Annotated in this window: 15 protein-coding genes; 3 read left to right on the top strand and 12 right to left on the bottom strand. The window is 71.3% G+C overall.

What is annotated here, in order from left to right; translation table 11 throughout:
* Positions 1-2,041: elongation factor G (locus VMF70_14120; protein ID HTT69155.1), on the top strand; the 2,041-nt coding region annotated here is incomplete at its 5' end.
* A gap of 21 nt (positions 2,042-2,062) precedes the next feature.
* Here the strand turns inward: VMF70_14120 and thyX are convergent.
* Entirely contained in the window at positions 2,063-2,815 is a 753-nt protein-coding gene (gene thyX, locus VMF70_14125) for an FAD-dependent thymidylate synthase (protein ID HTT69156.1), read from the bottom strand.
* 84 nt (positions 2,816-2,899) lie between these two features.
* The gene (locus VMF70_14130; GenBank protein HTT69157.1) at positions 2,900-4,534 is read right to left on the bottom strand and encodes an FAD-binding oxidoreductase; all 1,635 of its coding nucleotides are present in this window, start codon (positions 4,532-4,534) and stop codon (positions 2,900-2,902) included.
* A gap of 109 nt (positions 4,535-4,643) precedes the next feature.
* On the opposite strand from VMF70_14130, the gene VMF70_14135 reads away from it, so the two are divergent.
* Positions 4,644-5,405 carry a DUF116 domain-containing protein gene (locus tag VMF70_14135; GenBank protein HTT69158.1) on the top strand — a complete coding sequence of 254 codons (762 nt, stop codon included), beginning with the start codon at positions 4,644-4,646 and terminating at the stop codon, positions 5,403-5,405.
* A 25-nt stretch (positions 5,406-5,430) separates the two neighbouring features.
* Here VMF70_14135 and VMF70_14140 read toward each other — a convergent pair whose 3' ends face one another.
* From VMF70_14140 to VMF70_14175, 8 genes are all read right to left on the bottom strand, one after another.
* Positions 5,431-5,985, bottom strand: coding sequence for a hypothetical protein (locus VMF70_14140; protein ID HTT69159.1), 555 nt, complete (start codon positions 5,983-5,985; stop codon positions 5,431-5,433).
* On the bottom strand, positions 5,963-6,550 hold the full coding sequence (locus tag VMF70_14145) for a DUF2231 domain-containing protein (protein ID HTT69160.1): 588 nt from the start codon (positions 6,548-6,550) through the stop codon (positions 5,963-5,965). The genes VMF70_14140 and VMF70_14145 overlap by 23 nt, the downstream gene beginning before the upstream one ends.
* A gap of 2 nt (positions 6,551-6,552) precedes the next feature.
* The gene (locus VMF70_14150) at positions 6,553-7,440 is read right to left on the bottom strand and encodes a 3-hydroxybutyryl-CoA dehydrogenase (GenBank protein ID HTT69161.1); all 888 of its coding nucleotides are present in this window, start codon (positions 7,438-7,440) and stop codon (positions 6,553-6,555) included.
* On the bottom strand, positions 7,437-8,267 hold the full coding sequence (locus tag VMF70_14155; protein ID HTT69162.1) for a hypothetical protein: 831 nt from the start codon (positions 8,265-8,267) through the stop codon (positions 7,437-7,439). The genes VMF70_14150 and VMF70_14155 overlap by 4 nt, the downstream gene beginning before the upstream one ends.
* 6 nt (positions 8,268-8,273) lie before the next feature.
* Entirely contained in the window at positions 8,274-9,143 is an 870-nt protein-coding gene (locus VMF70_14160) for a slipin family protein (protein HTT69163.1), read from the bottom strand.
* A gap of 12 nt (positions 9,144-9,155) precedes the next feature.
* Positions 9,156-10,367, bottom strand: coding sequence for an acetyl-CoA C-acetyltransferase (locus VMF70_14165; protein ID HTT69164.1), 1,212 nt, complete (start codon positions 10,365-10,367; stop codon positions 9,156-9,158).
* A gap of 174 nt (positions 10,368-10,541) precedes the next feature.
* Positions 10,542-11,606, bottom strand: coding sequence for an isocitrate/isopropylmalate dehydrogenase family protein (locus VMF70_14170; GenBank protein HTT69165.1), 1,065 nt, complete (start codon positions 11,604-11,606; stop codon positions 10,542-10,544).
* Positions 11,603-12,349: a zinc ribbon domain-containing protein gene (locus tag VMF70_14175; protein HTT69166.1), complete on the bottom strand. Its 747-nt coding sequence runs from the start codon at positions 12,347-12,349 to the stop codon at positions 11,603-11,605. Before VMF70_14175 ends, VMF70_14170 begins: the two co-directional genes overlap by 4 nt.
* Positions 12,350-12,465: 116 nt before the next feature.
* Between VMF70_14175 and VMF70_14180 the strand changes: the two genes are divergently transcribed.
* Positions 12,466-13,524: a plastocyanin/azurin family copper-binding protein gene (locus VMF70_14180; protein ID HTT69167.1), complete on the top strand. Its 1,059-nt coding sequence runs from the start codon at positions 12,466-12,468 to the stop codon at positions 13,522-13,524.
* 16 nt (positions 13,525-13,540) lie between these two features.
* On the opposite strand, the gene VMF70_14185 is transcribed toward VMF70_14180, so the two are convergent.
* On the bottom strand, positions 13,541-14,104 hold the full coding sequence (locus VMF70_14185) for a ribonuclease H (protein ID HTT69168.1): 564 nt from the start codon (positions 14,102-14,104) through the stop codon (positions 13,541-13,543).
* Between the two features lie 35 nt (positions 14,105-14,139).
* Complete coding sequence (locus tag VMF70_14190) at positions 14,140-14,970, bottom strand: universal stress protein (protein ID HTT69169.1); 831 nt, start codon at positions 14,968-14,970, stop codon at positions 14,140-14,142.
* Between the last annotated feature and the right edge of the window lie 24 nt (positions 14,971-14,994).

Raw genomic sequence — 14,994 nt, forward strand, 5'->3', positions numbered from 1 at the left:
CAAGACCAGCCTGGTCGACGCCCTCGCCTTCGTGGCCGGAAGCAGCAAGCGGCACGGTCGCATCAAGGAAGGCTCCGCCCTCACCGACTACTCCCCCGACGAGATCGAACGCGGCTACAGCATCAACCTCGCCCTGGCCCATGCCGAGTGGGAGGGGGTGAAGATCAACCTCGTGGACACGCCCGGGTACCTCGACTTCGCGGGGGACGCGCTGGCGGGCGTCTACGCGGCGGACGCGTCGCTGATCGTGCTGGGGGCGTCGGCCGGCGTCGAGACGGGCACCGAGAAGGTGTGGGAGTATTCCCGGACCTGCGAGCACGAGGCGATCTTCTTCGTCTCGATGATGGACAAGGAGCACGCGGACTTCGGCAAGGTGTACGGCCAGATCCGCGAGCGCCTGACGCCCAAGGCCATCCCGGTCGAGATCCCGATCGGCGCCGGCCCGCAGTTCCGCGGCATCATCAGCCTGATCAGCCGCACGGCGCACGTGTACAAGGCGGGCACCAAGACCGGCGAGTACGACGAGCAGGACATCCCCAAGGAGCTGCAGGCCGAGTACGAGAAGTACGAGAGCGACCTGATCGAGACCGTGGCCTCGACCGACGACGCGCTGGTCGAGCGCTATCTCGAGGGCAAGGAGATCTCGCACGACGAGCTGGTGACGGCGATGCGCGCCGCGATGAAGCGGCGCGAGCTGTTTCCGGTGCTGTGCGGCGCCGCCGAGCTGACCTTCGGCGCGCGGGCGCTGCTCTCGGAGATCGTCGAGCTGGTGCCGCCGCCCTCCGACAATCCGCCCGCGCACGCGGAGAAGTGGGGCAGCGCCGACAAGCTGGAGATTGCGGAGCGGGACGACGCGCCGTTCAGTGCGCTGGTGTTCAAGACGGTTTCCGAGCCGCACGTGGGCGACGTCTCGCTGTTCCGCATCTATTCCGGAATGGTGAAGAACGGCCAGGAGGTCTACAACGCGGCGCGGAGCGCGCCCGAGAAGCTCAATCACCTTTCGGTGGCGCAGGGCAAGGACAAGCTGGAGGTGGACGTTCTCCACGCGGGAGACATCGGCGTCATCGCCAAGCTCCGGGACACCCACACCAACGACACGCTGTGCACCCAGGCGGTGCAGGTGGTGTTGTCGCGGATCCCGTTCCCCGAGCCGATCATCCACGTCGCCATCGAGGCCAAAGAGCGGGGCGACGAGGACAAGATCAACATCGGGCTGGCCAAGATCACGGAAGAGGATCCCACCTTCCACTGGGAGTTCAACGCCGACGTCCGCCAGACCTGGATCTACGGCCTGGGGGAGCGGCACCTCGAGGTGACCCTGGGGCGGCTGGCGCGGAAGTACGGCGTCCACGCGACGCAGACCAAGCCGCGCATCCCCTACCGCGAGACCATCAAGGGGAAGAGTGAGGGACAGGGACGGCACAAGAAGCAGACGGGCGGGCGCGGGCAGTTCGGCGACTGCTGGATCCGGATGGCGCCGCTGGCGCGCGGCGGCGGCTACGTGTTCGAAGACCAGATCGTGGGCGGCTCGATCCCCAGCAAGTACATCCCCGCGGTGGATCGGGGCATCCAGGAGGCCGCGGTGCGCGGGATCCTCGCGGGCTGCCCGGTCGTGGACTTCAAGGTCGAGCTGTTCGACGGCTCGTACCACACGGTGGATTCGAACGAAATGTCGTTCAAGCTCGCCGGCATCCTGGCGTTCCGGAACGTGTCGCCCAACTGCAAGCCGGTGCTACTGGAGCCGCTGGTGGACCTCGAGGTGATGACCCCCGAGGAGTACCTGGGCGCCGTGATGGGCGACCTCAGCTCGCGGCGCGGCCAGATCCTCGGCTCCGAGCCCGAGGGCGCGGGCCTGAAGCTCAAGGCCGTGGTGCCGGAGGCGGAGCTGTACAAGTACGCGACCCAGCTGCACTCGCTCACCCAGGGCCGCGGCACCTATCGCCGGAAGTTCAAGGGATACGCGGAAATGCCGCCGGACGCGGCCGCGAAGGTGATCGAGGAGCACCAGAAGGAGAAGAAGGAGAAGGAGGAGGAAGCCTGACGGCGCCCGGGGCCGCGCGGGTCACACCTTGTGGTAGGTGACCCGCGCGGCCTCGGCGCCGTCCTGCGCCCGATAGGTCTCGAAGTCGCCGAACAGGCTCGGCGCCTCCGCCGTGAGCACCTGCAGCACCGCCACCGCCATCCGCCGGATCTCCTGCTCCGCTCCCTCGCCGCAGCGCAGCTCCAGCATCGTGCGCCAGGCGCGGACGTTGGCGCTCACCACGATCTTGGTCTCGGTCGCGTTGGGCAGCAGGGAGCGCGCCGCCTCGCGCGCCATCTTCCGGCGGTGGATCTTGTCCGCCACCCACTCGTAGCGCCGCATCAGGTCCTCGACCGCCCGGACGTACGCGGCCTGCGCGGTGGTGACCTGCGCCAGCCACGCGGCCTCCAGCGCTTCGTCGCCCAGCATCGCGGGGGGCACGACGAACGCGGCCTGAGACTCGTCCACGTACCGCTGGCTGAGCTGGCTGTAGCCGAAGCCCGCCCGGTGGCGGACCAGCTCGTGGGAGCAGGAGCGGGAGATCCCCTCGATCAGCAGCACGTACACCGAGTGCTCGAGCACCGAGCCGTGTCCCTGCTTCTTGATGTTCTCGAGATACTCGGCCGAGGACCGCTTGGCCGGGTTGGCCTGGCTCATGTAGCACAGGCGGCCGGCGAACTCGGCCAGCTTCTCGCCGTCCGTGGCCTCCCCCCGCCAGCTGACCTTGAGGTGGGCGGGCTCGGTGAACTGCGGGCGGGCGATGAGGGTGACGAGGGGGGCGCGGAGAATGTCCATTAGCGACGTGAGAGGTGAGAGGTGGGAAGTGAGACGTTCGCGTGAGAGGTGAGAAGCGAAGGTGAGAAGCGAGAGTCCATCGGTTCACGCGGCCGACGGCGCGGGGGCCAGGGACAGACGGAACGCGCCCCACCCCGCCGAGCGCTCGACCTCGCGAAGGCAGGCGGCGATCGCGGCGGGAATCGGCGGCGCGCCGGCGCCCACCTTGAGCATCGACGCGTCGAGTCTCGCGTCCGGCGCGGGCAGCTTCACCCCCGGGTTCAGGATCCCCGCCGGGTCCCAGGCCTCCTTGGTGCGGCGGCACAGGTCCGCGTAGGCCTCGCCGAACGTCGGCGCGAGGAACGCCGCGCGCAACCGTCCGTCGCCGTGCTCGCCCGAGGGCGTGCCTCCGAGCGACAGCTGGGCTCCGGTCACCGCCTCCAGGCAGCCGAACAGCCGTGCGGCGAAGTCGGGCGCGGAGACGTTCGCCAGGACGTTGGCGTGGAGATGCCCGTCCCCCGCGTGTCCGAAGATCACGATCTCGAAGCCGAAGGTGGCCGCCGCCTCCCGCAGCGCGCGGATGTACCGGCCGAGGACGGCGACCGGCACGCAGCCGTCCTCGACCAGTTGCAGCGACCGCAGGTTGTTGGGCAGCGACGCGAGAATCGGGCTGGCGAGGTGGCGCAGCTCCCACAGCCGGCTCACCGACGCGACGTCGTCGGCCAGCTCGGTCGTCTCGGCCAGGCCGCGGACGGCACCCGCCGCGCCGCGACCATCCCCCTCGAACTCGACCAGGAGCACCGCCTCCGTGCCGTCCGGCACCCGGCGTTGAACCGCCCCCCGGACGAAGTCGAGGTAGGTGCGGTCCAGCAGCTCGATCGCCGAGGGGCCGTGGGGCCGGAGGGCGAGCACGGCGGGCCCGACATCGTCCAGCGAGCGCAGCGTCACCAGCAGCGTGGAGCGGTCCTCCGGCAGCGGGGCGAGCGCGACCTCGACGGCGGTGACGATGGCCAGCGTGCCCTCGCTGCCGGTCAGCAGATCGGCCGTGCGCCCGCTGGCCGCGTACGCGTCGAGCGCGTAGCCAGCCGAGTTCTTGGTCGTATGCGGCACGGCGCTGGCCAGGTCCGCAGCGCGCTCGCGGAGGCGTCCTGCGACCGCGCGCAGGAACCGCTGCTCGGCTGCCGTCGTTGGCGGCGCCGGAGCGCCGCGCGCGTCCCCGAAGCCGGGTCCGTCCGTGGCGCCGGTCTCGCCGTCGGCCGTCACGAACTCCAGCGCGCGAACCCAGCGCCGCATCGCCCCGTACTTGACGCTGTGGGCGCCCGCCGCGTTGGTCGCGACCATGCCGCCCAGGGTGCAGAACGCTCCGCTCGACGGATCGGGTGGGAGCCTGAGCCCGTGTCCGGCCGCCGCGGCGTTCAGCGCCTGGTAGGTGATGGATGCCCCGCAACGGGCGGTCCGCGCCTGCGCATCGATCACGGGCGGCGCGCGGAAGCCCGGCGTCAGATCCACCACGACCCCCGGACCGATGTTCCCGCCCGGCATCCCGCTGCCGGCCCCGCGCGGGACCAGAGACAGACGCTCGCTCCCCGCCCAGCGAACCAGGGTCACCAGATCGCCCGTTCCCGAAGGAACCGCCACGGCCTGCGGCATGATGCGGAAAATGCCCGCGCCCTCGGCGTACAGGGCGCGGGCGACGTCGTCCGTGCGGAACTCGCCGCGGAAGCCGGGGGGGGCGCGCACGCGCGCAAGCTAACGGCCGCGCTGCAAGCTTGACAAGCACTTACGCTCCGGTGATACTCGCCGATTCATGCCGACAAACGGGAGTCGCGCGAACCTCATCCGGATCGAGGTGGATCGCCGCCTTGGTCACGAGTGGGACGAGTGGGATGGGCAGCCCCTCCCGGACGGAGGCAACTTCACCAGTCCCCCGCGGCGGTTCTTCGGCTACGCGGCGCTGACCCTCGGGCTCGTGGCCGCCGCGGCCTACGCGGCGGCGTACCTGCTCGGCCCCCGCCTCGCCACGCTGTGGGAGCCGCTGCCGCGCGTCGTGCTGCTCGCCGTGTCGGCCGTCACCGTGCTCTCGTGGGTGTGGTTCGGCCTGCTCCTCGCCTCCTTCTACGGACCGGCGCTCCTCCTGCCGGAGCGACTGGCGGAGCGGGGGCCGTTCCTGGCGCTGATGCGCTGGACGTCGCGGGTGGCGCGCCAGTTCGGGGTGCGGGACTGGGTGGAGCACGCGGCCGTCGAGGCCTTCAACGGCCTCGCGGCGCGGCGTGGGCGGAAGGTGGGCAAGGGCGAGTTGCTGGTGCTCGTGCCGCGGTGCCTCGCCAAGGACGCGCTGGACGGGATCCTGGAGGTGGCGGGGCGCTACGAGGTACCGGTGTTCGTGGCGACGCGCGGCCAACTGGCCCGGCGCGCGATCCGCGAGCGGCGGCCGCGCGCCGTGGTCGCGGTGGCCTGCGAGCGCGACATGGTGAGCGGCATCCACGACGTCGCGGCGAAGATACCGGTCCTCGGCCTGACGATGCGGCTGCCCTCGGGGCCGTGCAAGGACGCGGCGGTCGACGTCGGGAAGTTCGAGACCTGGGTGAAGAGCCTCGTAGACGGCGCCTAGTCCCGGCCGCTCCGCCCGCGCGCGGTCAGGGCGCCTGCGCGGCGGACGGTTTCACGGCGGCGGACGGGTAGGCGGCCTTGAGCCGGGCCACGATGCTGTCGAGCAGCACGCGCCCCGGGGTGCTGTCCGCCACCATGCGCTCCAGGTCGTGCTCCGGCTCGCTCGGGTCGAACGCGATGCGGCGCACGCACTCCGCCGCCAGGCGGGTCTTGCCGCCCGTGGGATCCGCGAAGAACCTGAGCCTCACCGCGTGATCGAGATCGCGGCCGTCGCCCTTGACGGTGGCCCGGCGCACCACGTCGTACCAGCCGGTCACCAGGTAGCCCTCGGCCGAATCCAGCAGCGCCACCGTGAGCCCGGCGGACCGTACCTCCGAGGCGGCGGAGTCGATTACCGCGACGGGCTGTCCGTCGAGCTCGACGGACACACTGCCCGGAATGGGTCCGTAGCGCGGTCTCAGGCCGCCCAGCCTCGCGCACGCGGCGAGGACCAGCGCGGCGATGGCCGCTGCGGCGATGACGAGGCCGACGGGGCCGCGGCCGGGCCGCGGCCCGCGGTCAGTGCTTGGCGGCGTCGGCACGGGGCCTGGCCGTGCCCGGCCTCGTGGTGTCCGCCGGCGCCGGCATGGGCATGGCGGCGGCGGGCGACGCCGCGTGCTCGTGGTGCTCGTGTCCGCCCCGCTCGGTGGCAATCTGCTCCAGCCGCTCGGTGCCGATGCCCAGGCCGTGATCGAAGACGAGCTTTCCGCCCAGGGACGCCGCATAGAGCAGGATGGCGACGCCGATCACGCCGGCCGTCAGAGCGACCGGCTGCTCCTTCTCGCGCCACACGCCGCGCCGGAGAATCCGCCACAGGGCGAGGACCCCGAAAATCGCCAGCACGACGAGGGCGAGCGTCTCGTGCGTCTCCATGATCTCGTGCGCCTGCTCGCTGTGCTGGACCACGTCTTCGGCCAGCAGGCCGGAGATGACCGCGGCGCCGGTGCCGAGCACGCCGAACACCAGCGTCCAGAACGCCGCCGCCTTGAGCGACTCGCGCTTGAAGGCGATGCCCAGCAGGTCGAACAGCACCGAGAGCGGCAGCAGCGCCGGCGGCAGGTCGTTGAGCGCGGCGTGCAGCCGTGGGACGTCATAGCCTAGGAACATCGTCACAGCCCCAGGGTGGATGGAGTGGGCGGCGTGGTCTTGTAGTCGTAGAACCCGCGGCCCGATTTCTTCCCGTAGTACCCCGCCAGCACCATCCGCCGGAGGAGCGGCGGCGGTGCGTAGCGCTGTTCGCGGTACTCGGTGAACATGATCTCCGCGATCTTGTAGGTCGTGTCGAGGCCCACGAAGTCGAGCAGGACGAACGGGCCCATCGGGTAGCCGCAGCCGAGCTGCATCGCCTTGTCGATGTCGGTCACGCTGGCCACCCCGTGCTCCAGGGCGCGGATGGCGTCGAGGAGGTAGGGCACCAGCAGCAGGTTCACGACGAAGCCCGAGTTGTCCTTGGCGGCGATCGGCTCCTTGCCCAGCTTCGCGGCGAAGGCGAAGGCGCGATCGAAGGTCTCGGCCGACGTGGTGACGGTGCGGACGACTTCGACCAGCTTCATCACCGGCACCGGGTTGAAGAAGTGCAGGCCGACGAAGCGGTCCGGGCGCCGTGTCGTGGCGGCCATCGCCGCGATGGTCAGGCTGGAGGTGTTGGAGGCGAACAGGGTCGCCGGCCGGCACAGGCCGTCCAGCTCCTTCCACAGCGCGTTCTTGGCGTCCAGGTCTTCGGTGACGGCCTCGATGACGATGTCCGCGTCCTTGAGATCGGCGACCCGAGTCGTGAAGCGCAGCCGCCCGAGCGTGCCGTCGCGCGCGGAAGTCTCGAGCTTCCCCTTCTCGACGAGCTTGTTGAGGGAGCCGGCGATGGCGCCCTTGCCCTTGTCGATCAGCGCGTCGCTGATCTCGCGGACCACGGTGGGGAAACCGGCGGCGGCCGCGGTCTGGGCGATGCCGCTGCCCATCAGACCGCAGCCGAGGACGCCGACGGTGGCGATGTCGGTCATTGGTGGCCCTCGAGGGACTTCTTGATTTCGGTGGCGATCCGCCCGAACGCGCTCAGCCGCGGGCCGGCGATGCGCGGGCGGGCGCGGATCTCGCCGCGCTCCAGGCGGTCCAGCACTTGCTCCAGCGCGACCTGCATCCGCTCCGCCTTGCGGCGGTGGGTGCGGGCCGCGAGCATCCCGAGGCCGAGGCCGCCCAGCAGCGGCAGGACCGCCAGCGCCGCCAGCCCGGGAACCACGGCCAGCACGATCGCGCCCAGCAGGCCGGTGCAGGCGAGCGTCGCGGCGCCCGCGAGCGCGGACTCCCTCGTGTTGGTGACGTCGGCGGCCAGCTCGGCGTGGCAGTAGCCGTCCTCGAGCGCCGCCACCTGCACGGAGACGTCCACGGCGCGGGCCAGGTGATAGGCTTTGCCCTCGAGCGAAAGTCCGCGCTTCATCTCGGCGAACAGGCCCTTTTGGCGCTCCCATATGGTGCGGTCGGGGAGGCGGCGCTTGGGCGTCATCGCCTCCTCTTCGGTCATGAACTCCTCGATCGCCTGCTCGAGGGCGGCCCGCGTGCCCGGAACCACGCGGTGGGCGAGCACCATCCTGGGCCCGATCCACCTGGTGGCGAGGTCGCGCTCCAGGGCCGCGCCGCCAGCGGCGTCTTCGTACAGGGCCTGGCGGAGGAATCGGCCCGGAATGCCGACGTCCGAGCCGAGCTTCAGCAGCTCCTGTTCGGTGATGTCCTCGCCGGTGTCCATTTCGCCGGCCTGCAGCTCGGCGGCGCGCTGGATGATCCGCTCGAGCTGCGCGCGGGTGATCTTCCGCGGAACCAGCTCTCCGGCCACGCCGCCCTACCCCCGCCGCTCGGCGGCCTCGCGCTGCGCCGCCGGCGGCAAGGCGGTGCCGGGCGACGCGCCCGCCAGGGCCGCCGGCGCCGCGGCACTCGCCAGCGCGGGCGGTGGCGCCGCCGGCTCCGACTGCCGGTACGCCCCGAGAAACGGCTTCAGCAGGTCGATCGGCAGCGGGAAGAACGTGGTCGAGTTCTTCTCCGAGGCGATCTCGGAGACCGTCTGGAGGAAGCGCAGCGTGATCGCCGCCGGCTCCGCGCCGATGATATGCGCGGCCGCCGCCAGCTTCTCGGACGCCTGCAGCTCGCCTTCGGCGTTGATGACCTTGGCCCGCCGCTCGCGCTCGGCCTCGGCCTGCCGCGCCATCGCGCGCTTCATTTCGACCGGGAGGTCCACGTCCTTCACCTCGACCGCCGAGACCTCGATGCCCCATTCGACGGTGCGCGCATCGATGATGGCCTTCAGCGTCTCGTTGATCTTCTCCCGCTCGCTCAGCAGCTCGTCGAGCTGGTGCTGGCCGCACACGCTCCGCAGCGTGGTCTGGGCGAGCTGGCTCGTCGCGTACAGATAGTTCTCGATCCCGATGATCGCTGCGGCCGGGTCCTTCACCTTCATGTACAGCACCGCGTTGACCTTTAGCGAGATGTTGTCGCGGGTGATCACGTCCTGCGGCGGGATGTCCAGCGCGACGATCCGCAGCGACACCCGGTGCATGTGCGCGATCATGCTCGGCAGGAACACGAGCCCGGGCCCCTTGGTGTTCCAGTAGCGGCCCAGGAAGAACGCCACGGCGCGTTCGTACTGCTTGATGATCCGGAGGCTGGAGAGCGCATAGAGCGCCGCCACAACCGCGACGACTGCGAGAGCGTCCACCGATCGGTCCCCCTACTTGGTGAAGGCTTCCACCATCACGGCGGCACCCTGGCCGCCGCCGATGCAGGCGCTGCCGATCCCGAACCTGCCGCCGCTCTTCCGCAGCGCATGGAGGAGGTGAATGGTGATTCTCGTTCCGGAGGCGGCGAGCGGGTGCCCGATGGCGATGGCGCCGCCGTGCACGTTCACCTTCTCGCGCGGCAGGCCCAGCTCCTTCTCCACCGCCACGTACTGCGGCGCGAACGCTTCGTTCACCTCGATCAGATCCACCTGCTCGAGGTTCGTTCCCGTCTTGTGAAGCAGCTTGCGGATCGCGGGCGCAGGGCCCAGCCCCATGTATTTCGGCTCGACGCCGGCGACCGCCCATCCCACCAGACGGCCCAGCGGCTTCAGGGCCTTCGCCCTGACCAGGTCTTCCGACGCCACGACGCAGGCCGCCGCCCCGTCGCAGATACCGCTCGCGTTGCCCGCGGTGACCAGGCCGTCCTTCTTGAAGTACGGGGCCAGCTTGGCCAGCCCCTCGAGCGTGGTGCTCGGCCGCATGTGCTCGTCGGAGGCGAACGGCACCATCTGGCGGGTCTTGGGGTCCTTGACCTGGACCGCGACGATCTCGTCCGCGAAGGCACCCCGGTCCCAGCCCTGCTTCGCGAGCTGCTGGGAGCGCAGCGCGAACTCGTCCACCTCGCGGCGGGTGAGCCGGTACTTCTCCGCGAGGTTCTCCGCGGTCTGGGCCATCGAGAAGCCGCACTGGGGATCGGTGAGCGACTCCCACAGCAGGTCCTCGAGCGGGGCCGGCGGGCCGAGCCTCAAGCCCCACCGCGCCCCGCGGATCACGTGGGGCGCCTGGCTCATCGATTCCCCGCCGCCGGCGAGGACGACCTTCGATTCGTCGAGCAGGATCTGCTGGGCGGCCTGCACGATGGCCTCGAAGCCCGAGCCGCACAACCGGTTCACCGTCAGCGCGGGCACCTCGATCGGCAGGCCCGCCTTGAGGCCCACGTGCCGGGCGAAATAGATGGCGTCCGGCGACGTCTGAAGCGCGTTGCCGAACACGACGTGGTCGAAGTCGGCGGGTGCGAGGCCCGAGCGCTCCACGGCGCAGCGTGCCGCGGTGGCCGCGAGGTCGATGGCCGTGTGATCCCTGAGGGTCCCGCCGAACGTCCCGAACGGCGTCCGCACGCCGCTCAGGAAGACCACGTCCCTGTCCTTGCCCTGCGTCTTCATGGGTAAGGCTCCGCCGGCTCACGAGGGAAGCCGGGCAGTCCCGGCAGCGGCGGAATATCGCCCCGGCTCAGGGGGGCAGCAAGCTGACTTGCAGTGGCAGAGCCCGAGCGCGGCACGCTCCCCAGCGCCGGCCGCGGGCCCGGATTCGATCTCGCGGTCGGGGTTCCGCGGCGATCAGTGCGCGACGCGCTCCGCGATCCACCGGGTGACCTCCCGCGTCCCCGCGGTGCCGCCGAGATCCGGCGTGGTCATGCCCGCCGCCACGGCGGCGCGGACCGCATCCTCGAGCGCGGTCGCCGCCTCCGGGTATCGCAGCTCGCGCACCATCATCGCGCCCGTCAGGATTGCGGCGAACGGATTGGCGACGTTCTTGCCAGCCATCGGCGGCGCCGAGCCGTGGACCGGCTCGAACAGGCCGGCACGGCCGGGGTGGAGGTTCGCCGAGGGGGATATGCCCAGGCCTCCGACCAGCTGGGCCGCGAGGTCCGAGAGGATGTCGCCGAACAGGTTCTGGGTGACGATCGCCTGGAACCGCTCCGGCTCCCGCACCAGCTCCATGGCCAGGGCGTCCACGTAGCGGTGCTCGCGCTCGATCCCGGGGTACTCGGCACCGACCTCGGCGAACACCCGTCCCCACAACCGGTGCGCGGGCACGGCGTTGGACTTGTCCGACATCGTCACCCGGGTCCGGCCGTTCGCCTTGGCCCACTCGAACGCCGCGCGGATGATCCGCTCGACCCCCTTGCGGGTATGCACCTCCTCCGCGAGCTGCACCTCGTCCGGCGTCCCGGTTCGGAGCCCGCCGCCCGCCCCGACGTAAATGCCCTCGGTGTTCTCCCGGAAGATCGCGAAGTCGATCGCGCGCGGGGCGCCGGAAGGCAGGTCGCGGAGCGGGCACAACGACGGGTGGAGCAGCGTGACCGGCCGGAGGTTGACGTAGAGGTCGAGCCGGAACCGGAGCCCGAGGAGGATGTCGCGCGCGTGCTCGTTGCCCGGAACCCGGGGATCGCCCAGGGCGCCGACGAAGATCGCGTCCACGTCGTTGCGGAGGTGGTCGACGGCGGCATCGGGAATCGTTTCCCGGGTCGCCAGGTAGTGGTCGGCCGAGTACGGGAGCTGCTCGACGTCGAGCCCGAACCCGAAGCGGCGGGAGGCGGCGCCCAGCACGGCGAGGGCCGCGCCGACCACCTCGGGGCCGATCCCGTCGCCGGCGATGACCGCGACCGGGTGCCGCCTCACGCCAGGCCGGACATCTGCCGCCCGCAGGTGATGCAGAACCGCCACCCCACATCCAACTCGGCGCCGCAGGACGGGCAGTGCACGACACCGACGTTCTGGCCGCAGTGCGGGCAGAAGATGACGGCGCGGCCCACCGGAAGCTCGCCGCCGCAGTAGGCGCAGGGCGCGCTGCCCGCCCGGGGCGAGACGCCTCGGTCGGCCGCGGCGTCGTCCAGGGCAAAGGGCAGGTCGGCTTGGTCGGCCTCGGCGTCGGGCCGGGGGAGGTCCGGGCTCTCGTCCGGCGGCTCAGGGAACCACGGAGCCGCGTCGCCCCGCGGCTCGGCGCGCAGCGGCGGAGCCGGCGGCGTCGCCCGCGGGACGGCCGCGCTCTCGGCACCGGCGAGCACCTCGCGCACGTGGTCGGCGTCGAACGTCACCCGCGCGTTCCCGTGCAGCCGGTACGCACCGGTGTCCGGGTTGACCCCGGCCGCCTCCCCTGCCAGCGCCGCCCGCGCTTCCTCCGGTTCCACGAAGGCGTAGCCGCGCTCGCCGGCGAGAAGCCGCAGCAACGTCATTTCGTAGTCCTCGTGCGAGTCGATCGCCAACGCCGCGCGGTGGGTTCGGTAGGGTATGAGACTCTGGTACAGCTCGTTGACGTCAACCGGCCCGTTGATGCGCGAGGGATCGAGGTCGGCGAGGTTCAAAATGAGCCGGCGGAACAGTCGGTCCAGCTCGTCGGGAGAAGATGGAGAAGGCGCGGGCAACGCTCCCAAGTCTCGTTGGTGGATGCGCCACGTTAGATTCGCCGTATTCCAATGTCAACCAAGCGGGTGCGGTGCGCCGGGAGGGCGCCTGCCCTCGGCACCACCGGAGACCCCACATGCGCGCCACCACCGTGATCGCCGCCGTCTGCACGCTCGCCGCCACCTCGCCGCTGCGGGCGCAATCGCTGCTCTATCGCTCGCCCAACCTGAGCGGCGACTGGGTGGTCGACCCCGGCGTGGTCCAGTTCAACTTCCTCCACCGCTTCAACGTGAGCCCGGGGCCGGCGCGCTTCTTCACCAACTTCCCGACCTTCACGTTCGCGACGGGGTTGGGACGGGGCCTCGGCGTCGCCTACCGGTTCGCCACCCGGGCCCAGGAAGTTCCGGGCGGCTCCTCGAACAACGAGTCGGAGCTGCTGGTGCGCTGGCGTTTCCTCGGCGGGCCCGAGGGCGGCGAGGGGTTCGCCGCCGCGATTACCCCGGCCTACAACTTCAAAGCCGGCAGCGTGGACGGCGAGCTGGCCGCCGACTACACGAGAGGCCCGGTCACGGTGCAGGGTGCAGTGCGGGAGCTCGGCCAGGCCTTCGGCGCGTCACGGGCCCAGACCGCTCTCGCCGGTGGGCTCGTCGTGCGCCTGAGCCAGTACTTCGCGGTGTCGGGCGACTACGCGAAGCTCCTGGGCGGGGACACGCTGGCCACCTGGAGCGCCGGCATCCAGGTGCAGATCCCCGGATCGCAGCATACGTTCGCGCTGGAAGTCAGCAACGTCGCGAGCAACACGCTGCAGGGCAGCTCGCGCGGCCTGAACCAGTTCGGCACCGTGAAGCGGCTGTACGGCTTCGAGTTCACCATCCCGCTCCATTTGAGCCGCTTCAAGGCGTGGTTCCATCCGGGCGGCGGCTTGGAGACGGGCGCGAACGGACCGGCGGCCGCGAGCGTCGTAGTCGCCGCGCTGCACTTCGGGAGCGACACCGTGCGAGTCGCGGCGGGCCAGATCGTGCGCTGGATCAACCGGGATCCCCTGGACCACAGCGTGACGTTCGAGGTGGACGGCCCTGCCTCGGGGCCCATCCCCGCCAAGGGGAGCTATGCGGTGAGGTTCGACCGGCCCGGCACGTACCCGTACCACTGCACGCCCCACCCCTTCATGAAGGGCGTCGTCATCGTCCAGTGAGGCGGCCGACCGCGCGCTAGGGCACGTCGGCGTCGGGGTCGTAGTCGAGGTACTTGCCCTTCGCGCGCTCGGCGTCGAGCCACGCGCCGAAGCCCGACGGCACCAGTCCCCCGGACTGCCGCTGCCCCGCGGCGGCGCGCGTCGCCAGGTGATTGGCGTACTCGTTCTTGGCGTGGCCGGCGTGCCCGCGCACCCATTGCCAGGTCACCGCGTGCCGCTCGGCGGCGGCCACGAGCTCCTGCCACAGCTCGAGGTTCTCGACGGCGCCGCCCCGGCGCCGCCAGCCCCGGGCGCGCCAGGCGGGAACCCACGCCCGCATCCCCTGCACCAGGTAGCTGGAGTCCGAGGTGAATCGGATCGCCTGCGGGCGGCCCTTGGCGCTCAACAGCTCCAGCGCGGCGATGGCGGAGCGCAGCGCCATCCGGTTGTTGGTCGAATCGGCCTCGGCCACGAAGTAGTCGCGGCGCTCGACCCGTCCGGACGAGTCGCGTGCCTCGATCAGGCCGCCCGCACCGCCAGGCGTCGGCGGCTCCTGGCCGTTGCCGAGGCACGCTTCGTCTGCGTACACCAGGATCCGCACGGGCGCATCCACAAGTCGGTGTCGGCCCTGCCGGATCAGCGCTGGATGATGACGGGGATGGTGGTTGCCTTGAGCAGTCGCTCGGCGTGCGAGCCCAGCGCCCACCGGCGGCGGCCCCCGTGCGCCCCCGCGACCAGCAGGTCCGCGCCATAGGCGGAAACGAACTCCGTCACGGCTCGCACGACCTCGCCGGCGAGGCGATGCGTCTGGAAGGCCGCGCCGCGGCCCGACAGGTACACCGCAGCCTGCGCGAGCAGCTCGTCGCCGGCGGCCGCGTCATCGGTGACGTGCACGACGGCCAGCGGCAGGGCGAGGGCCTCCGCGTAGCGCGCGGCGAGCTCCAACGCGTGGCTGCTCGTTTCACCGCCGTCGTACGCGACGAGGGGTCGCTCGCACCGGGATGGCGTGTCCCCCGCCACGAGGACCGGCTTCGGGGACCGCTTGATGAGGTGGCACGTCACGCGGCCCAGAGTGCCGATCCCCTCGTGCAGCTCCCCGCGCCTGCCCACCGCGATGGCCTCGGCGTCGCCGGCGAGCCGCCCCAGCTCCTCCTCGACCATGCCGGTCGCACGGGCGGTTTCCACCGGGAGCCCGGCCTCCGTCACCTTCGCGACCGCGACCTCGAGAATCCGCGTCGCGCGCTCCTCCAGCGCTTCCCGCAGCTCGGCGGCGGCGGGCCCGGCGGGCATGCCCTCGGCCCAGACCGAACCGGCAGTCTCGAACAGCGGGGCCTCGAGCAGCCGGATGTCGGTGACGACGGCCAGCACGATGGTGGTCTTGAAGCGACGGGCGACACTGAGGGCGGTCTCGAGCGCGGCATCGGAGCCGGCGGAGCCGTCGAGTCCAACCACTAGCCGGGCAAACATGGTGCGAGGATGCCGCTCAGGAGC

This window comes from Gemmatimonadales bacterium (assembly GCA_035502185.1).
Lineage (GTDB): Bacteria > Gemmatimonadota > Gemmatimonadetes > Gemmatimonadales > JACORV01 > Fen-1245.